At 70.4% G+C, this 18,375-nt stretch carries 16 protein-coding genes, 1 tRNA gene and 1 pseudogene; 7 read left to right on the top strand and 11 right to left on the bottom strand.

The annotated features are described in order from the left end of the window. On the bottom strand, nucleotides 1-632 hold a 632-nt coding region (locus ACWD4A_RS05680), incomplete at its 3' end, for a Clp protease N-terminal domain-containing protein (RefSeq protein ID WP_451189881.1). A 197-nt stretch (nucleotides 633-829) separates the two neighbouring features. Between ACWD4A_RS05680 and ACWD4A_RS05675 the strand changes: the two genes are divergently transcribed. Both ACWD4A_RS05675 and ACWD4A_RS05670 read left to right on the top strand, forming a co-directional pair. After that, on the top strand, nucleotides 830-1,234 hold the full coding sequence (locus tag ACWD4A_RS05675) for a pyridoxamine 5'-phosphate oxidase family protein (protein ID WP_451189879.1): 405 nt from the start codon (nucleotides 830-832) through the stop codon (nucleotides 1,232-1,234). A 147-nt stretch (nucleotides 1,235-1,381) separates the two neighbouring features. Next, nucleotides 1,382-1,756, top strand: coding sequence for a hypothetical protein (locus ACWD4A_RS05670; protein ID WP_451189876.1), 375 nt, complete (start codon nucleotides 1,382-1,384; stop codon nucleotides 1,754-1,756). Between the two features lie 43 nt (nucleotides 1,757-1,799). On the opposite strand, the gene ACWD4A_RS05665 is transcribed toward ACWD4A_RS05670, so the two are convergent. Genes ACWD4A_RS05665 through dnaK form a run of 4 tightly spaced genes read right to left on the bottom strand, consistent with a single transcriptional unit; the run spans nucleotide 1,800 to nucleotide 5,966 of the window. Next, the gene (locus tag ACWD4A_RS05665) at nucleotides 1,800-2,267 is read right to left on the bottom strand and encodes a heat shock protein transcriptional repressor HspR (protein ID WP_451189874.1); all 468 of its coding nucleotides are present in this window, start codon (nucleotides 2,265-2,267) and stop codon (nucleotides 1,800-1,802) included. A 1-nt stretch (nucleotide 2,268) separates the two neighbouring features. Next, nucleotides 2,269-3,432 carry a molecular chaperone DnaJ gene (dnaJ, locus tag ACWD4A_RS05660; RefSeq protein ID WP_451189872.1) on the bottom strand — a complete coding sequence of 388 codons (1,164 nt, stop codon included), beginning with the start codon at nucleotides 3,430-3,432 and terminating at the stop codon, nucleotides 2,269-2,271. Between the two features lie 42 nt (nucleotides 3,433-3,474). Next, entirely contained in the window at nucleotides 3,475-4,110 is a 636-nt protein-coding gene (gene grpE / locus ACWD4A_RS05655; protein ID WP_451189870.1) for a nucleotide exchange factor GrpE, read from the bottom strand. After that, nucleotides 4,107-5,966, bottom strand: a complete 1,860-nt coding sequence (gene dnaK, locus ACWD4A_RS05650) for a molecular chaperone DnaK (RefSeq protein WP_451189869.1) — start codon at nucleotides 5,964-5,966, stop codon at nucleotides 4,107-4,109. The genes grpE and dnaK overlap by 4 nt, the downstream gene beginning before the upstream one ends. Before the next feature lie 267 nt (nucleotides 5,967-6,233). Between dnaK and ACWD4A_RS05645 the strand changes: the two genes are divergently transcribed. Together ACWD4A_RS05645 and ACWD4A_RS05640 are read left to right on the top strand one after the other, a co-directional pair. Then, the gene (locus ACWD4A_RS05645) at nucleotides 6,234-8,513 is read left to right on the top strand and encodes a heterodisulfide reductase-related iron-sulfur binding cluster (protein WP_451189867.1); all 2,280 of its coding nucleotides are present in this window, start codon (nucleotides 6,234-6,236) and stop codon (nucleotides 8,511-8,513) included. 257 nt (nucleotides 8,514-8,770) lie between these two features. Further along, nucleotides 8,771-9,730 carry a YIP1 family protein gene (locus ACWD4A_RS05640; protein ID WP_451189891.1) on the top strand — a complete coding sequence of 320 codons (960 nt, stop codon included), beginning with the start codon at nucleotides 8,771-8,773 and terminating at the stop codon, nucleotides 9,728-9,730. Nucleotides 9,731-9,799: 69 nt separating this feature from the next. Here the strand turns inward: ACWD4A_RS05640 and ACWD4A_RS05635 are convergent, their stop codons facing one another. Both ACWD4A_RS05635 and dcd read right to left on the bottom strand, forming a co-directional pair. Further along, nucleotides 9,800-10,297, bottom strand: a complete 498-nt coding sequence (locus tag ACWD4A_RS05635) for a phosphoribosyltransferase (RefSeq protein WP_366002022.1) — start codon at nucleotides 10,295-10,297, stop codon at nucleotides 9,800-9,802. A 24-nt stretch (nucleotides 10,298-10,321) separates the two neighbouring features. Beyond that, on the bottom strand, nucleotides 10,322-10,897 hold the full coding sequence (gene dcd / locus ACWD4A_RS05630; protein WP_030366976.1) for a dCTP deaminase: 576 nt from the start codon (nucleotides 10,895-10,897) through the stop codon (nucleotides 10,322-10,324). Between the two features lie 547 nt (nucleotides 10,898-11,444). Between dcd and ACWD4A_RS05625 the strand changes: the two genes are divergently transcribed. Continuing rightward, a tRNA-Gly gene (locus tag ACWD4A_RS05625) sits at nucleotides 11,445-11,518 on the top strand. 61 nt (nucleotides 11,519-11,579) lie between these two features. Here the strand turns inward: ACWD4A_RS05625 and ACWD4A_RS05620 are convergent. Further along, complete coding sequence (locus ACWD4A_RS05620; RefSeq protein WP_451189864.1) at nucleotides 11,580-11,996, bottom strand: hypothetical protein; 417 nt, start codon at nucleotides 11,994-11,996, stop codon at nucleotides 11,580-11,582. Between the two features lie 776 nt (nucleotides 11,997-12,772). On the opposite strand from ACWD4A_RS05620, the pseudogene ACWD4A_RS05615 reads away from it, so the two are divergent. Further along, nucleotides 12,773-14,371 (top strand): annotated as a pseudogene (locus tag ACWD4A_RS05615) (NACHT domain-containing protein); the annotation flags it as partial. A 22-nt stretch (nucleotides 14,372-14,393) separates the two neighbouring features. Here ACWD4A_RS05615 and ACWD4A_RS05610 read toward each other — a convergent pair. Continuing rightward, nucleotides 14,394-15,806, bottom strand: a complete 1,413-nt coding sequence (locus ACWD4A_RS05610) for a helix-turn-helix domain-containing protein (protein ID WP_451189862.1) — start codon at nucleotides 15,804-15,806, stop codon at nucleotides 14,394-14,396. A gap of 208 nt (nucleotides 15,807-16,014) precedes the next feature. On the opposite strand from ACWD4A_RS05610, the gene ACWD4A_RS05605 reads away from it, so the two are divergent. Beyond that, on the top strand, nucleotides 16,015-16,545 hold the full coding sequence (locus tag ACWD4A_RS05605) for a DUF4232 domain-containing protein (RefSeq protein WP_451189860.1): 531 nt from the start codon (nucleotides 16,015-16,017) through the stop codon (nucleotides 16,543-16,545). A gap of 48 nt (nucleotides 16,546-16,593) precedes the next feature. Here the strand turns inward: ACWD4A_RS05605 and ACWD4A_RS05600 are convergent, their stop codons facing one another. Beyond that, complete coding sequence (locus ACWD4A_RS05600; RefSeq protein ID WP_451189857.1) at nucleotides 16,594-17,463, bottom strand: methyltransferase domain-containing protein; 870 nt, start codon at nucleotides 17,461-17,463, stop codon at nucleotides 16,594-16,596. Nucleotides 17,464-17,585: 122 nt separating this feature from the next. Next, nucleotides 17,586-18,326 carry a hypothetical protein gene (locus ACWD4A_RS05595; RefSeq protein WP_451189856.1) on the bottom strand — a complete coding sequence of 247 codons (741 nt, stop codon included), beginning with the start codon at nucleotides 18,324-18,326 and terminating at the stop codon, nucleotides 17,586-17,588. Nucleotides 18,327-18,375 lie beyond the last annotated feature (49 nt).

Genomic DNA, 18,375 nt, shown 5'->3' with positions numbered 1-18,375 from the left:
ACGCCCGGCTCGCCGATCAGGACCGGGTTGTTCTTCGTGCGGCGGGAGAGCACCTGCACCACACGCCGGATCTCCGCGTCCCGCCCGATCACCGGATCCAGCCTGCCCTCACGCGCCGCCGCGGTGAAATCCGTACCGAACTTCTCCAGCGCCTTGTACGTGCCCTCCGGGTCCGGGGACGTCACCCGCTGCCCGCCCCGCGCCGCCCCGAAGGCGTCCAGCAGCCGCTCCGCCGACGCACCCTGCTGCTGAAGCAGCTCGCCGGTACGCCCGCCCTTCGCGGCCAGACCGATGAGCAGGTGCTCGGTGGAGATGTAGGTGTCGCCCAGCTCGCGGGCGCGCTGCGAGGCGTCGGCGATGACGGCCAGCAGCTCACGGCCGGGCTGCGGCGGCGCAACCGTCGACCCCTGCACACTCGGCAGCCCCGCGAGCAGCCGCTCGGCCCCCGACCGCAGCGCGGCCGCATCCGCCTCGACCCCGGCCAGCAGATCCATCACGTTCTCGTTGTCCGCACCCGCGAGGAGCGCGAGCAGCAGATGGGCCGGCGTCATATCGGCATGCCCCGCCGAAACGGCCCGCTCACTGGCACCGCTCAACGCCTCACGGCTCTTGTTCGTCAGCTCGGCATCCACGACTGTGCGCTCCTCCTCTGTGCTACGCCTCCGATGGCACTCCTGCTTGAGCCAACGTGCGATAAGTTGAGCCTATTCCACTCAACCCTGTTCTGGCCAGCACATACCGGCCCGCTCCCGGCCCACTCCCCATGGTCCGGCCGCGGGGGCCGCCCCGCCCCTCGGGCCGGGGACGGGCCGGGGCTACGCTCCCCGGCATGGCCCACGACCTGAGCAATCTCTCCGCCGCCTATGTCGACTTCTGGAGCGAGCGCCATATCTGCACCCTGACCACCACGCGCCCCGACGGCCGCCCGCACCTCGTGCCCGTGGGGGTGACCTTCGACCACGAGGCCGGAATCGCCCGGGTGATCACCAACAAGTCCAGCCGCAAGATCGCGAACATACTGGCGGCGGGGCCGGACGGGGCGCGGGTCGCCGTCTGCCAGGTCGGCGAGCGGAAGTGGGCGACCCTGGAGGGCGTCGCCGTCGTACGGACCGAGGCCGACGCCGTGGCGGACGCCGTCGGCCGCTACGCCGAGCGCTACGGGCGGACGCCCGCCCCCAACCCCGACCGCGTCCTCGTCGAGATCACCGTCACCCGGGCGCTGGGTCTGGTCTGACGGACCCCTGTTGGCCCTGTTGGCCCTGGTGCTGATGCCGTCTCCCCCGGCCGCTCGTACGGTCGGGGAAGAGCTGTTCCACGAGCCGTCCGGCGGGTCTTCCGCCGCGCGGCCGCACGGCGTCCCACGGCGGAGGAGTACGAGGCGATGAGCGGCCCCGAGAGCCCGGATCACGTCAGCGTCCACCTGACCGGCTGCGGTCACCAGGACGCGGGCGCGGTGTTCCGCGCCCTGGAGGCCGCGTTCCCCGAGGGCGCAGGGCGCAGCGAGACCACGGCCGCGGGGCCGGAGCACCCCATGGTGTGGTGCATGGTCGTCGACGCCCGCACCCGCCGCGCGCCGTCGGAGGCCACGGACGTCCCGCTGTCCGGCACGGTCGAGGTCGACCTCTTCGGCGCGGCGGACCCCGTGCGCCAGGTCAAGGAGGAGCTGGCCGCGGCCTTCATCGTGGAGAACCGCGGGACGGTGCCGGGCGAGCACGAGCTGGAGGTCCGTCTCAGGCTCACCCCGTCGCACGCGTGAGGCCCGCCACCCCAGGGGGTGACGGGCCTTGTCCACGAGGCGCTCAGCGCTCCTGGTCGCGTCTGGGACGCCACACCACGAGCGCGCTCGTCTGCTGCACGTCCTGGTACGGGACCAGGTCGCGGCGGTACGAGGCGTGCACCGCGGCCTCGCGCTGCCGCATGGTCATGGCGGCGCTGTCGACGGCGCCCTCGAGCTCGGCGACCCGCGACTGGAGCGCGGCCACCTGGTTCTCCAGCTCGATGATGCGCTTGATGCCCGCGAGGTTGATGCCCTCGTCCTGGCTCAGCGACTGGACCTGCCGCAGCAGTTCGATGTCGCGCGCCGAATAGCGCCGGCCCCGCCCGGCCGTGCGGTCCGGGGAGACCAGCCCGAGCCGGTCGTACTGCCGGAGCGTCTGCGGGTGCAGGCCCGACAGCTGGGCGGCGACCGAGATGACGTAGACCGGCGACTCGTCGGTCAGCTGATAAGGCTGTGCGCCTTCACCAAAGCGGCGTCGTCGGCCGTCCATCTCATGCTCCCTTCGCGGCCTGGAACAGTTCGGCCCGCGGATCCCGGCCCGCGGTCGCCTCGCGGTACGCCTCCAGGGCCTCCCGCGCCTTGTCGTCGAGCTCCTGCGGCACGGCCACCTCGACGGTGACCAGCAGGTCGCCGCGGGTGCCGTCCTTGCGCACCGCGCCCTTGCCCCGGGCCCGCATCGTGCGGCCGTTGGGCGTGCCCGCGGGCAGCTTGAGGGTGACCGGGGGTCCACCGAGCGTCGGGACCTTCACCTCGCCGCCGAGCGCCGCCTCCACGAAGGAGACCGGCACGGTGACGGTGAGGTTGTCGCCCTTGCGCCCGAAGACCGGGTGCGAGTCGACGTGCACGACGACGTACAGGTCGCCGTTGGGCCCGCCGCGCTCGCCCGGGGCGCCCTTGCCGCGCAGCCGGATCCGCTGGCCGTCGGAGACGCCCGCCGGGATGCGGACCTGCATGGTGCGGGAGGACGTGGCCCGGCCGCTGCCCTTGCAGACGTCGCAGGGGTTCTCGGGGATCAGCCCGCGGCCCTTGCAGTCCGGGCAGGGGTCGGTCAGCGAGAAGCCGCCGCCCGAGCCGTGCGACACCTGGCCGGTGCCGACGCAGGTCGGGCAGACCCGCGGCGTGCCGTTCTTGTCGCCGGTGCCGGAGCAGGTCTTGCACGCGGCCGAGGAGGACATCCGCAGCGGGACCGTGGCCCCTTCGACGGCCTCGGTGAAGCTGAGCGACACCTCGGACTCGATGTCCTGCCCGCGGCGCGGCTGGGTGCGCGTGCCGCCCCGGTTGAACAGACCGCCGAAGACGTCCCCGAGACCGCCGCCGAACCCACCGGCCCCGGCCCCGCCCTGGGCGCCCCCGAAGAGGTCGCCCAGGTCGAAGTTGAAGGAACCGCCGCCGCCCGGACCCGGGCGGAAGCCGCCGCTGCCGAAGAGGGCGCGCGCCTCGTCGTACTCCTTGCGGCGCTTGGGGTCGGCCAGGACGTCATTGGCCTCGGAGATCTCCTTGAAGCGCTCCTCCGCCTTGGCGTCGCCCTTGTTGGCGTCCGGATGGTTCTCGCGGGCGAGCTTCCGGTACGCCTTCTTGATCTCCGCCTCGGTGGCGTCCTTGGGCACGCCGAGGACCTTGTAGTAGTCCTTCTCGACGAAGTCCTTGGTGCTCATCCCCGGCGTCCCTCCTTCCGGTCACTGCGGTCGGTCATCGCGTCAGCCCTTTTCCGGGCCACCGCTCTCCTCGCCCGACTCGTCCTCGTCCTTCTGCGCACCCGGCTGGGGCTCGGCGACGGCGACCCGCGCGGGGCGGATCGTCCGCTCGCCGATCCGATACCCCGGCTGCAGGATCTGCACGCAGGTGGTCTCGGTCACGTCGGGCGCGTAGCTGTGCATCAGGGCCTCGTGCACCAGCGGGTCGAAGGGCTCGCCCTCCTTGCCGAACTGCTGCAGGCCCATCTTGGCGACGACCGTCTCCATCGACTCGGCGACGGACTTGAAGCCGCCGACGAGCTCGCCGTGGTCACGGGCGCGGCCGATGTCGTCGAGCGTGGGGAGGAGCTCGGACAGGAGGTTCGCGACGGCGACCTCCTTGACCGCGACCCGGTCCCGCTCCACCCGACGGCGGTAGTTCTGGTACTCGGCCTGGAGCCGCTGGAGGTCCGCCGTGCGCTCGTTGAGCGCAGCCTGGGACTGGTCCAGCTGTGCCTGGAGCCCTACCTCGACCAGCTCTTCCCCGGCCGGGGCCGGACCCGCCTGGTCGGCGGACCCGGCGCCCTGCGCCGCGTCTTCGGGGGTGGCGTCGGAGGGGACGTCAGGCTTCTCGTCGAAACCCGGGGTCTCCTCGGTCACGCCGCACCGCCCTTGGGCTTCTCGTCGTCGACGATCTCGGCGTCCACGACGTCGTCCTCGGCCTTGGCCTGGTGGGCACCGGCACCCTCGGCACCGGCGGCACCCGCCGCGCCCTGGGCGGCCTGCGCGTCGGCGTACATGGCCTGGCCCAGCTTCTGGCTGACCGCGGCGACCTTCTCGGTCGCGGTGCGGATCTCGGCCGTGTCCTCGCCCTTGAGCTTCTCCTTCAGCTCGGCGACAGCGGTCTCGACCTCGGTCTTGACCTCGGCCGGGACCTTCTCCTCGTTGTCCTTGAGGAACTTCTCGGTCTGGTAGACGAGCTGCTCGCCCTGGTTACGGCTCTCGGCGGCCTCGCGGCGGCGGTGGTCCTCCTCCGCGTACTGCTCGGCCTCCTGGCGCATGCGGTCGACCTCGTCCTTGGCGAGCGAGGAGCCGCCGGTGACGGTCATCTTCTGCTCCTTGCCCGTGCCCAGGTCCTTCGCGGTCACGTGCATGATGCCGTTGGCGTCGATGTCGAAGGAGACCTCGATCTGCGGGACGCCACGCGGGGCCGGCGGCAGGCCGGTCAGCTCGAACATGCCGAGCTTCTTGTTGTACGCCGCGATCTCGCGCTCGCCCTGGTAGACCTGGATCTGCACGGACGGCTGGTTGTCCTCCGCCGTCGTGAAGATCTCGGAGCGCTTGGTCGGGATCGTGGTGTTGCGCTCGATCAGCTTGGTCATGATGCCGCCCTTGGTCTCGATACCGAGGGACAGCGGGGTGACGTCGAGCAGCAGGACGTCCTTGACCTCGCCCTTGAGGACACCGGCCTGGAGCGAGGCGCCGATGGCGACGACCTCGTCCGGGTTCACACCCTTGTTGGCCTCCTTGCCGCCGGTCAGCTCCTTGACGAGCTCGGCGACGGCCGGCATACGGGTGGAACCGCCGACCAGGACCACGTGGTCGATCTCGGACAGGCCGATGCCGGCGTCCTTGATGACGTTGTGGAACGGGGTCTTGCAGCGCTCCAGCAGGTCCGCGGTCAGCTGCTGGAACTGGGCGCGCGTGAGCTTCTCGTCCAGGTGCAGCGGGCCCTCGGCGGAGGCCGTGATGTAGGGCAGGTTGATCGTGGTCTCGGTGGACGAGGACAGCTCGATCTTCGCCTTCTCAGCGGCCTCGCGGAGGCGCTGGAGGGCCATCTTGTCCTTGGACAGGTCGACGCCGTGACCGTTCTGGAACTGCTTGACCAGGTAGTCGACGACGCGCTGGTCCCAGTCGTCACCACCGAGGTGGTTGTCACCGTTGGTCGCCTTGACCTCGACGACGCCGTCGCCGATCTCGAGCAGCGAGACGTCGAAGGTGCCGCCACCGAGGTCGAAGACCAGAATGGTCTGGTCGTCCTTGTCCAGGCCGTAGGCCAGGGCGGCCGCGGTCGGCTCGTTGACGATGCGCAGGACGTTCAGACCCGCGATCTCACCGGCCTCCTTGGTGGCCTGGCGCTCGGAGTCGTTGAAGTACGCCGGGACGGTGATGACCGCGTCGACGACCTTCTCGCCCAGGTAGGCCTCGGCATCCCGCTTGAGCTTCTGCAGGATGAAGGCGCTCATCTGCTGCGGGTTGAAGTCCTTGCCGTCGATGTTGATCTTCCAGTCGGTGCCCATGTGGCGCTTGACCGACCGGATGGTCCTGTCGACGTTGGTGACGGCCTGGCGCTTGGCGACCTCGCCGACCAGGACTTCACCGTTCTTCGCGAAGGCGACGACGGACGGCGTGGTCCTGGCGCCCTCGGCGTTGGTGATGACGGTGGGCTCACCGCCTTCGAGAACACTGACGACGGAGTTCGTCGTACCCAGGTCGATGCCGACCGCACGTGCCATGTCGATTCCTCCAGTGACTTGAGTGGAACAGACTCAAGAGTGCAACACCGATCTCCCGGTGTCAACGGACATGAGTCGACCCCGCTCAACTCTTATGCGGGGCTTATGCGCAGACGGCGGGGCGCGGGCCCGTCGTACAGGGGCGCCCGAGCGACACAGATCACCGGCGATGCGGCTATATAGCGGGCGCGAGAGTGAGTAGTCTCGTACGGACTGGATAAGTTACCCATTAGTAATCCCGCTCTCGCAGGTCCGAGGAGCCCTTCCATGCAACTCGCCGCGATCATCGTGTCGCTGGTACTCATCGCGGTCGGCGTCGCGCTGCTCGGCCGTGCCGTCCTGCAGGTCTACCGCCATATGCGGCTCGGTCAGCCCGTCCCCGCCGGCACCCGCACCGACGACCCCGCGCAGCGCACGGTCACGGTGGCCAAGGAGTTCCTCGGCCACACCAGGATGAACCGCTGGGGCGCGGTCGGCGTCGCGCACTGGTTCGTGGCGGTGGGCTTCTTCTCGCTGCTGATCACGATCGTCAACGCCGTCGGACAGCTCTTCAAGGCCGACTGGCTGCTGCCGTTCATCGGCGGCTGGCTGCCGTACGACCTCTGGGTCGAGTTCTTCGGCCTGCTGACGACGCTCGGCATCGTGGCCCTGATCGTCGTCCGGCAGCTGAGCAAGCCGGGCAAGGCGGGCCGCAAGTCCCGCTTCGCGGGCTCCAACTTCGGCCAGGCGTACTTCGTCGAGGCCGTCATCCTGATCGTCGGCGCCTGCATCATGACGCTGCGCGGCCTGGAGGGCGCCCTGCACGGCACGGACGGCTACGAGATCGGGTACTTCGCCTCGTACCCGCTGGTCGCGGCCTTCCGGGGGCTGAGCGTCGAGACGCTGCAGAACCTCGTCTACCTGGTCGCCATGATCAAGATCGCGACGTCCTTCATCTGGATGATCACGATCTCGCTCAAGACCGACATGGGCGTCGCCTGGCACCGCTTCCTCGCCTTCCCCAACATCTGGTTCAAGCGCGAGGCGGACGGCGGCACGGCCCTGGGCGCGCTCCTGCCGATGGTCAGCGAGGGCAAGCCGATCGACTTCGAGGACCCGGGCGAGGACGACCAGTTCGGCGTCTCCCAGATCGAGCACTTCTCCTGGAAGGGCCTCCTCGACTTCGACACCTGCACCGAGTGCGGCCGCTGCCAGTCGCAGTGCCCCGCCTGGAACACCGGCAAGCCGCTCTCCCCGAAGCTCCTCATCATGTCGCTGCGCGACCACGCGCACGCCAAGGCGCCGTACCTGCTCGCGGGCGGCGGCAAGTCCGCCGAGGGCGAGGAGAAGGCCACCGCGGAGCAGCTGAAGGACGTTCCGGCCGCGGCCCTCGCCGAGGCGGAGCGCCCGCTGATCGGCACGCTGGAGGAGAACGGCGTCATCGACCCCGACGTCCTGTGGTCCTGCACCACCTGCGGCGCCTGCGTCGAGCAGTGCCCGGTCGACATCGAGCACATCGACCACATCGTCGACATGCGCCGCTACCAGGTGATGATCGAGAGCGCCTTCCCGTCCGAGGCGGGCACGATGCTCAAGAACCTGGAGAAGAAGGGCAACCCCTGGGGCCTGGCGAAGAAGCAGCGCCTCCAGTGGACCAAGGAGGTCGACTTCGAGGTCCCGGTCGTCGGCAAGGACATCGAGGACCTCACCGAGGTCGACTACCTCTACTGGGTCGGCTGCGCGGGCGCCCTGGAGGACCGCGCCAAGAAGACCACCAAGGCGTTCGCCGAGCTGCTGCACATCGCGGGCGTCAAGTTCGCCATCATGGGCGGCGAGGAGAACTGCACCGGTGACTCCGCCCGCCGTCTGGGCAACGAGTTCCTCTTCCAGCAGCTCGGCCAGCAGAACGTCGAGATGCTGAACATGGCGTTCGGCGAGTCCGCCGAAGGTGAAGACGGGGCCGAGGGCGTCAAGGTCGAGAAGTCCAAGAAGAAGATCGTCGCGACCTGCCCGCACTGCTTCAACACCATCGCCAACGAGTACCCGCAGCTCGGCGGCGAGTACGAGGTCATCCACCACACCCAGCTGCTGCAGCACCTGGTCGACGAGGGCAAGCTGATCCCCGTCACCCCGGTCGAGGGCCTCATCACCTACCACGACCCCTGCTACCTGGGCCGGCACAACAAGGTCTACACGCCGCCGCGCGAGATCATCGCGAAGGTGCCGGGGCTGCGCAACGAGGAGATGCACCGCCACAAGGAGCGCGGCTTCTGCTGCGGCGCGGGCGGCGCGCGCATGTGGATGGAGGAGCGCATCGGCAAGCGCATCAACAACGAGCGCGTGGACGAGGCGCTCTCCCTCAACCCGGACATCGTCTCCACCGCCTGCCCGTTCTGCCTCGTCATGCTGACCGACTCGGTCAACGGCAAGAAGAACGAGGGCAAGGCCAAGGAGTCCATCCAGGTCGTGGACGTCTCCCAGCTGCTCCTGGAGTCGGTGAAGACACCGGTCGAGCCGGAGGGTGACGGCGAGCCGGTGGACGCGCCGGAGCCCGAGCCGGTGAAGTAGCGGCTCGTACGGATCACCACGGCCGGTCCCCGCGGGTGCGGGGACCGGCCGTCGCCGTATCCGCGTCCGTATCCGCGTGTGTATCCGCGTGTGTATCCGTGCGACCTTTTGCCGACGCCCACGGTCCACACCCGTCGAGGGCCCTGACTTTCCCCCTAGGGGATGTCACAGCTCGGCAGCAAAGCCCGGACCGATTCCGGGGGCCCGGCTCGGCACCGTCACGGAGCGGGTACGTTCGAACCGTGGCTGGATTCAGGATGGGACGCGGACGGGACGATCGGAACCCGGGCCCCGCGCAGCAAGGACAGCGCCCGGGGCAGTACCAGGCTCCGTACGGCGGCCAGGGCGGCGACCCGTACGGCGGCGGCCAGGGCGACGGCCGGCAATGGCAGCAGCCGTCGGGCTACGACGAGCCGGAGTACTTCGCGGGCGGCCCGCAGCAGGGCTACGCCCCGTACGGCCGGAACCCGGGGCAGAACCCGGGCCAGGGCGACCCGTACCAGGGGCGGAGCGCCGACGATCCGGGCCACACCCAGCAGTTCGCCTACGGGGAGGCGCCGGACGCGTACGGCCCGTACGGCGGCGATCCGTACAACGGCGGTCCGCAGCAGGGCTCGTACACCTCGGGCGACACCTACCGCGCCGGGCAGCCCCCGGCCCCCGCGCCGCCCGCCGGGCCGCGCCTGCCGTGGAAGGAGCTGCTGAAGGGCATCGTCCTGCGCCCGTCCGCCACGTTCTGGCAGATGCGCGACCACGCGGTGTGGGCGCCCGCCCTGATCGTCACCTTCGGCTACGGCCTGCTCGCCGTCTTCGGCTTCGACAAGGCCCGCGACGACGTGCTGAAGGCCACGGTCTCGAACAGCGTCCCCGAGGTGCTGATCACCGGTGTCATCGTGGTGATCTCCGGCCTGATCCTCGGCGCGGTCACGCACACCCTCGCCCGGCAGCTCGGCGGTGACGGCATATGGCAGCCGACGGTCGGCCTGTCGATGCTGATCATGTCGATCACGGACGCGCCGCGACTGCTCGTCGCGATGTTCCTGGGCGGCGACAGCACGGTCGTCCAGGTGCTCGGCTGGGCGACCTGGCTGGCGGCGGGCGCCCTGTTCACCTCGATGGTGAGCAAGTCGCACGACCTGCCGTGGCCGAAGGCGCTGGCCGCGTCCTCGATCCAGCTGATCGCCCTGCTGTCGATCATCAAGCTGGGCACGTTCTGACGGTCCCACGGACATGCGAAGAGGGGCCCCGGTTCGCACCGGGGCCCCTCTTCGCGTACGTGCGCGTGCCTACGCGTCGAGGATCTGGCCCTCGCGCCGGACGACCGGCGGCTCGACGCTCCACGGGAAGTTGATCCACTCGTCGGTGCGCTTCCAGACGTACTCGCAGTCCACCAGGGAGTGCGACTTCTGGTAGATCACGGCGCTGCGGACCTCGGCGACGTGGTCCAGGCAGAAGTCGTGCACCAGCTTCAGCGTCTTGCCGGTGTCGGCGACGTCGTCGACGATCAGGACCTTCTTGTTCGAGAAGTCGATCGCGTTGGGCACCGGCGCGAGCATGACCGGCATCTCCAGGGTGGTGCCGACGCCGGTGTAGAACTCCACGTTGACCAGGTGGATGTTCTTGCAGTCCAGCGCGTACGCCAGGCCGCCCGCGACGAAGACGCCGCCGCGCGCGATGGAGAGGATGATGTCCGGCTCGTAGCCGTCGTCCGCGACGGTCTGCGCCAGCTCGCGGATGGCCTGGCCGAAGAGGGGGTAGGTCAGATTCTCGCGGATGTCACTCACTGTTGCTGTTCGCCCTGTCCCTGCTCAGACCTGCGTGCGGTGGAAGTTCTGGAAGGACCGCGAGGGCGTCGGCCCGCGCTGGCCCTGGTACCGGGAGCCGTGCTTCGCGGACCCGTAAGGATGCTCGACGGGGGAGGTCAGCCGGAACATGCACAGCTGCCCGATCTTCATCCCCGGCCACAGCTTGATCGGCAGCGTGGCCATGTTCGACAGCTCCAGCGTCACGTGGCCGGAGAAGCCGGGGTCGATGAAGCCCGCCGTGGAGTGCGTCAGCAGACCGAGCCGGCCCAGGCTGGACTTGCCCTCCAGCCGCGAGGCGACGTCGTCGGGCAGCGTGATGACCTCGTACGTCGAGGCCAGCACGAACTCGCCCGGGTGCAGGATGAACGCCTCGTCGCCCTCCGGCACCACCTCACGGGTGAGGTCGGCCTGCTCGACGGCCGGGTCGATGTGGGGGTACCGGTGATTCTCGAACACCCGGAAGTAGCGGTCCAGCCGCACATCGATGCTCGAGGGCTGCACCATCGATTCGTCGAACGGGTCGATGCGCACCCGGCCGGCGTCGATCTCGGTCCGGATGTCCTTGTCTGAGAGAAGCACGGGTCGAGGATACGCGGAGAACACGGACATCGGAGAACACGGACAACGCGGGCCCGGTCCGAGTGGACCGGGCCCGCGCGCCGTTCATCGCTCTACGATCACCGCTTCCGGACGGTCACCGGAACGGAGTGCCGCAGCCGCGCACAGCGCGGGCAGCGGAGCAGCCGTCCGGGACCGAGCCGTCCGGGACCGAGGTTCTGCATCGGGAACGAAGCGGTGCTGAACACGTGCCCTTCGGCACAACGAACGACGGTGCGCTCCATCGAGCTCCCTTTCCCCATGGTGTTACTCATGACGCGCCTTCGGCGCGACGTGAAAGACAAAAGCCACATTAGGGGATGTATGGGGGCGTCTCACACCCGGCACTCCCGATGACGCCCGCCGAGTCACCGCCCCAACGGTACGCCCCAACTCCCGTCCCCCACGGCCGCATCCCCACCCACCCCACGGAACCCTCACACGTGAAAAGGCCCCTGGGGCAGATGCACCGGGAGCCTTCGATGGGGTAGAGTGTGCGACGATACGACACTCCGAAACGGGTGTCTTCGCGGGTGTAGTTTAATGGTAGAACATGAGCTTCCCAAGCTCAGAGCGCGAGTTCGATTCTCGTCACCCGCTCCATATGTTCCATATGAAGGGCCCAGGTCGACGACCTGGGCCTTGTTCATTACCAGGCCCCCGCTCAGACGCCGTCCCGCGTGCCGGGGAGCGGTGGCAGGGTGAGCCCGGTGAAGTCACGGCCCTGGACCACGTGCCCGTACTGGATGCCGCCGCTGATGCTGTTGCTGACCTCACCGTCGCCGGTTCTCACCGCCCTGGCCCGGTCGTGCCACTGCTCCAGTTCCGTACGGAAGCCGGCGTCCAGCGCCGCCCGTACCGCCAGGGCGACACTCAACGCCTGGGCCCGCCCCGGGTCGAGGGGGTCCTCGGTCAACGCCGCCAGTTCCGTGGCCCCCGATGCCACCACGACGCCGTCGTCGCGGCCGTCTCGCACCGGACGGCTCACCAGGGCTCGCAGCCCTGCCCACATCTGCCGGCCCAGTTCCCCACCGGCCCCGCCGGCCAAGGCCGCCAGCAACTCCGTCGATATCGGATCCACCGCTGCCGCCTTTCCGTCGAGCTTTCCGTCGAACATCGGACGCGTTCAGGGCAGTCACCGTATGGGACCGGCCCCCGTCAACCCGGTGATGTCCGAAAGTCGTCGCACCGGCGACAAAGTCGGCTCAACTGCCAATACAAACAGTCAACATTGGTCCGTTTCAGCCTTGTTGCCAGGCGGACATCTCACGGTGCGTAATCTTTGGGCCCCTATCCGGACGCCGCCCAGGGAGTTCGTATATGACCGGCCAGCCACCGCGCACCGAGCGGGCGGAGGTGCGCAATTCCATCAGCGGCGGCATCCAGGGCCAGGTGTTCCAGATCGGCACCGTGCTGAACGCCTCTCCGCCCGTACCCGCCCCCCTGCCCGCCAACTCCCGTCTCACCACGGCCCTGAGAGTCACCGCGGTGGCCGGCAGCGCCGCCGCCCTGATCTGGTTCGCCTTGTGGTGGTCGGGTCTCTGGCAGGCCGGTCCCGGCTGGCTGGGCCTGGCGGGGCCGCCACTGGCACCTCTGCTGTGGCTGTACCGGCCGGAAGGGGCGCTGCGGCGGGCGGATACCCGGCAGTTGGCGGCGAGCCTGGCGGCGACCGTGCTGGACCGGGAGAGCGAACAGCATTACCGCCTGGTCGGCGCCGACCACGTCCGGATCAACCTCGGTTACTCGCTGCGCGACCAGCACGGGCGGCAGGCCGGCGGCGCCCGGCCGCACGGCAGCATGCTCGGCGGCGGAACGGGCGGCGGTACGGTGCCGGACATCCTCGATTACTACCGCAAGCTGCGTCCGGGGCGGCTGCTGATCACCGGGGCACCCGGAGCCGGGAAGAGCACCCTCGCCATGGAGCTCCTGCTCCGCCTCCTCCAGGAGCGCGCGGCCGATGACCCGGTGCCGGTACGCGTCCCGTTGGTCACCTGCGATCCGCGCACGGACCTGCGCGAGGTACTGGTGGACCACATCGTCCGCACCTACCACTGGCCCCGCCGCCCCACTCGACGGCTGGTGGACGACGGCCGTGTCCTCCCCGTCCTGGACGGGCTGGACGAGATGGACCCACCGCTGCCCAGCGGGCGGATCGACCCGGCCGCTCCCCGCGCCCGAGCGGCCCTGAAGGCCCTCAACGACTGGCGCTCGGGACTCGCCCCCGGCCCCGTCATCCTCACCAGCCGCGCCGCGCTCTACCGGACGGCCGGCAAGAACCACGGCGACCGGCCCGGCATCCGGCTCCTCGACGCGGCCCAGGTGTCCGTCGACCCCCTCCAACCGTCCGACGCCCGTTCCTACCTCACCCGCCAGGCCGCCGACCCCGAGCGCTGGGCACCCTTGCTCACCCGGCTCACGGACTCCGGCCCCGCGCGCCTGCTCACCACCCCGTGGCGGCTGTGCCTGGCCAGCGTGGTCTACGCGGACAGTGGCGACCCGGCGGAGCTCCTCCGGTTCACCACGGCCGAGGAACTGGACGATCACCTGCTCTCCCGCTACATCCCGGCGACCGTGCGCCTGCACGGACGCCGGGGCTACCGGAACCCCCGGCGGGTCCATACCTGGCTGCACCACCTGGCGCACCACGTCGAGAAGGGCGAGGGCCGCACCAGCGGCCTGGTCAATCTGCACGAACTGTGGCCCCTGGGCAACCGCTACCTGATCCGGGCGGCCCTGAGCCTGCTGTACATCGGCGTGGCCCGGCTGTTCTCCCTCTTCATCACCGACCTGCTCCCCGTCGACCCCATCGTGGCGCCCCTGGTCCTGCTCCCCATCGGTGCGGTGTCGGTCTTCCTCATCGAGAGCGAGCCACGACGGATCAGGTCACTGCGCAGCATGCGCGCTTCCCCGGTGTGGCACGCGATGCTGGCCACCATGCTGGCCCCTGTCCTGCTCACCCCGCTGACGGTGTACTTCTTCGGCCCCGTCAGCGGCCTGGGCATCGTCGGGTGCTACATGGTGGCGACCTGGCTGTTCGCCGCGACCCTCCCGGGCCACCCGGGGTCCGCGGTCCCCCGCCACCCCTCGGACGTGCTCCGCGCCGACCTGGCCCGGGGACTGTGCTGGGCGGCCCTGATCGCCGCCACGATCCTGATCATCGCCTACCACTTCCACGCCGTGACCCGTTGCCTTCCCCTCGCCCTGGCCGGCGCCGTCTACTACATGCTCGTGGTCGGCGGGAAGGCATACCTCCGGCACTTGATGTTCGTGCTCATCGCCCGCCGCACGGTGCCACTGCGGCTCGGAGCCTTCCTCAACTGGACGGTCACAGCCGGTCTGTTGCGACGGTGCGGGCCCTCCTACGAGTTCCGGCACCGAGAGTTGCAGACATGGCTCACGGCGCGGGCCGCCGCCCCACCGCGAGGACGCCCCGGCGAGCGGTGCGGATCCCGGTGACGCCGATGCCTCGCAGGCTCCGTCATCTGCGTCCGGAGTCCGGCAGCGCTTCCCAGACGCTGCTGTCGTAGCGCCAGTAGTACTGCGGGCGTTCCTTGACCGCGCTGGTGCGGAACGGCTGTCCGCCGTCATCGATCCGCGTCGTCCCGGACCGGCCCCCGCTGCTCCACTCCAGTTCCAGGTACCAGCTCACGTCCTGGCCGTCGGTGTGCGCGAGGACGTCCAGCGGCTGCGGGTCCGTCGAGGACACCTTGTACGGGAAGTCGGTGGCCGGGATCCGGGTGTCGCCCCGCATCCCGGTCGTGGGACGGGCGGTGGGCCGGTCGTGGTCGAGGTCGATGTCGAGGAATGCCGGGGTGAGGCTGCCGCCGCAGCCGTTCCCCATCGCGTACGCCGACCATGCCAGCGGTGCCGCCCTGTCGACGACGCGCACGTGCAGGGCGCGCAGCACGACGGCCCGGTCGTTCTTCCCCTGCACATCGAGGGTGAGGTGCATCCTGCCGCCGGGCACGGCGCGCATCCCGGTCACCCAGCCGCGGATGTCCTGCTCCAGCGGCGGCTCGGGCACCTCGGCGGGCAGCCGCCCGGACACGTACATGTTCTCGCAGCGGTCGGTGCTCGCGTACGGCTGGACGCCGACAGTCAGCGGCGGGGCGGAGTCGTCGCCGTTGCCGTTGTCCTTGCCGTTGTCATTGCCATTGCCATTGCCGGACCGTGGTGTCGCGTCGCCGCCATGGCCTTTCTTCCCGCCGTCCCGCGGAGCCTTGTCGCCCCCGGAAGCCGGCGCGTCGGGCCTGGGCAGGGGCCGGCCGGGAGGCAGGGTGACCGCACCGTCCGGGCCGAACGTGACACCCGGGGCACCGGAAGAGCGGAGGGGCGCGGGTGCGGCCGGGTCCGTACCGCTGTGGCGCCCGCCCGGCTGGTCGGTGACCGCCCAGCCGCCGAGCACGGCGGAGGGCACGGCCACGCCGACGACCGCGGCGGCGGCGAAGGCCAGCCGGAGACGGCGGGTACGGGGGCGGGCGGCGGGAACGGGCACCACGGGGGCGAGCGCCACGGGTTCGACGGAAGCGGGCTCGTCGGGCGTACGCGGCTCGGGTCCGGGTTCGGGCTCACGTTCCGGTCCCGCTTCCGGTTCCGGTTCCGGCTCCGGTATGGGTTCCGGCGTCTCCTTCTGGACGGTCCTGGAACGGCGGGCGTCGTCCGCCACGATCCAGCGGCGGTGAAGTTCCATCAACTCCTTGGGCGTGGCCCCGCAGAGCCTGGCAAGGCGTTCGACGGGGGCGTAGTCGGCGGGCACGGCGACGCCGTTGCAGTAGCGGTGCAGGGTCGAGGTGCTCACGTGCAGCCGCTTGGCCAGCGTCCCGTAACTGAGCCCCGAACGGTCCTTCAGTTCCCGTAGCTGCGCGGCGAATCCCCCGGTGGCCCCGGCCATTCCGACTTCCCCCCTGCTCCGGAGCGTTCGGAGCGTTCCAGGGCCGCGTTCCACCGTGCGGCCGTTCCCCCAGGTCAGGCTATATGCGGGCGTTCCGGTTTCCCGAAAGGCCCGGATCTGCTTGCCGCCGGGACAGGCCGCCGCACAGTCTGATCGAGCCCCAGCCGACCGGCCGGGCAGCAACGAACACCTCGTCAGGAGCATCCCTATGCGTTCCGCACGTCTCGTCACTTCCGTCGCCCTCGCCGGTGCCGCGGTCCTCGCGGCGGGCGCCGGTCAGGCCCAGGCCGCCCCGCACGCCGAGCGCGGCCCCGTCACGGCGGCCTGTGCCACGGCCACCACCAAGGTCACGGTGCAGACGGTGAACCGTCCGATCAACCACGCGCTGCTGACCCTCACCAACACCGGCTCCAAGGCGTGCAACGCCTACGCGGCCCCGTACCTGGGGTTCGACGCCGAGCAGCAGGTGGGCGCGAGGATCCTGAAGGACTCCCGGCCGGAGGCGGTCGTCACCCTCGCCCCGGGCGAGTCGGCCTACGCCGGGATAGGGCTGTCGAGGGGCGACGGCACGGCGGACCACGGGCGCACCGTCGGCACGCTCCGGGTCTCCCTCGCGGACCGGAACGGCAGCGCGACGGGCAAGCCGGCCACGGTCGCCCTGCCGAAGGGCACGTACGTCGACGACAGCGCCTTCGTCACCTTCTGGCAGGCGGACCCGGCCGCCGCCCTCGTCTGGTGACAACGGGGGACCCCGGGGGGCGCTTTCCCCCGGGGTCCCCGCTCTCCGTCAGGCGAGCGGCTTGCGGAGGATCGCCATGAAGAAGCGCGTCTTGCGGACGAGGACTTCCTGCGCGCTCCCGAGCCCGGCGATCACCCCGTCCACGAACTCCGCCCCGAACCGCTCCGTGAACTCCTCCCGCCGGGAGTGGACCCCCAGCGCGAACACGTTCATCGTCATCGCCAGGTTCGCCGACAGGTCCTTGAGCGACAGCGTGTGGAAGCCCGTCCCGCCGACCAGGTCGAAGAACTCTCCCAAGCGCGGCGGCACGTTGGCGGCGTACACCGTCTCGAAGAGGGCGGTCTCGGCCTCGGTGAGTTCCTCGGTGACGACCGACTCCAGCACCATGAGGTCGCCACCGGGCTTCAGGACCCGCCAGGCCTCGCCGAGGGCCTTGGCGCGGTCCATGTGACAGAGGCTCTCCACCGCCCACGCGCAGTCGAACGACTCGTCCTCGTAGGGGAGCCGCATGGCGTCGGCGACCTCGAAGGTGAGGCGGTCGGTCAGCCCGTGTTCGCCCGCGAGCCGGTTGGCGGCCGCGATCTGCTCCTTGCTGACGGAGACGCCGGTGACCTCGACACCGCGCTGCCGCGCCGCCTTGAGCGCGGTGCGGCCGGTGCCGCAGCCGATGTCCAGCAGGCGCTGCCCCTCCTTGGGGTCGAGGGACTCTATGAGGTAGTCGGTGTACCGGTCCTGCGCCTGGGAGGACATGGCGGCCAGTTCCATGCTCTGCGGGACGGGCGCGTCCGGCGGGAACCACAGGCCGCAGTGCACGCTCTCGCCGAGGGTGAGGTGATAGACCTCGCCGAACTTGTCGTACCAGTCGCCGACCTCGTCGGCCGAGACCTGGAGCAGGGGGTTCTTTTCTTCGTGCGGCACGGTGCATTCCTTCCGGGAACGGGCATCGAGGACCGGCACGAGCCTCCAGCACCCCGAGGAAGGCCGACAAGGCCGCCTCCAGGGCCGAACGGATCTTTCCGGCCAGGGAGTTACCCGTCCTGTTACCCGTCCTCCGCGACGGCGCCCTCAGCAGCGACGTCCTCCGCGTCCGCGCCCTCGACGGCGGCTTCCTCGGCGAGCCGCTCCGCGATGTCGTCGACCCACACCTGCGCCCACTGCCGGAGCTCCGCGATCCGCTCCTCGTCCAGCCCGTACGCGGTGAACTCGCCGTCGTCGAGCCACTCCGCCCCGGCGAGCCGTGCCTGGAGATCGGTGAGGTCGAACAGCCCGTCCCGCGCGTGGCGCCGTCCCAGCTCCTCCAGTTCCGGGTGGGACCAGTACGCGGAGGCGGCCCGGACGACGCCGAGGCTCCGGGCGAGCCCGAGGTCGGCGAGGGCGCGCACCTCCAGGCCGACCACGTCCTCGACGGCGGGCACGGGCCCGTAGCCCGTCTCCACCGGCGGCCGCCACAGCGTCTCCTTGCCGAGGTCGACGGCGCACTCCTCCCCGGTGGTGGGGTCGGTCACCGCGAGCCGTGCCGCCAGTGGGCCGGCCGCGACCTGCCGCACCTGCCAGCCCCGTTCCTCCAGCCCGGCGCACAGGGCGGCCGCGATGCCGGCCATCGGCTCGGGCGCCTCGGTGACGAACTCCAGATCCCGGCCGGGCCGCCCCCCGAGCCCGTACGCCCGCACCGCGTAGCCACCGGCGAGCACGACAGCTCGCGGCCCGCAGACCGTCAGCACGTCGGGCAGCAGCCGCCCGTGCAGCCCTTCCGGCTCGGGCAGGGGCGTCTCGGGCAGCATGATCGCGATTATGGCCCACACGCCCGGACCCGGACCGCATTACGGACCC

The organism is Streptomyces sp. NPDC002537 (assembly GCF_053594975.1).
This window is presented reverse-complemented; position numbering and strand designations above follow the sequence as displayed.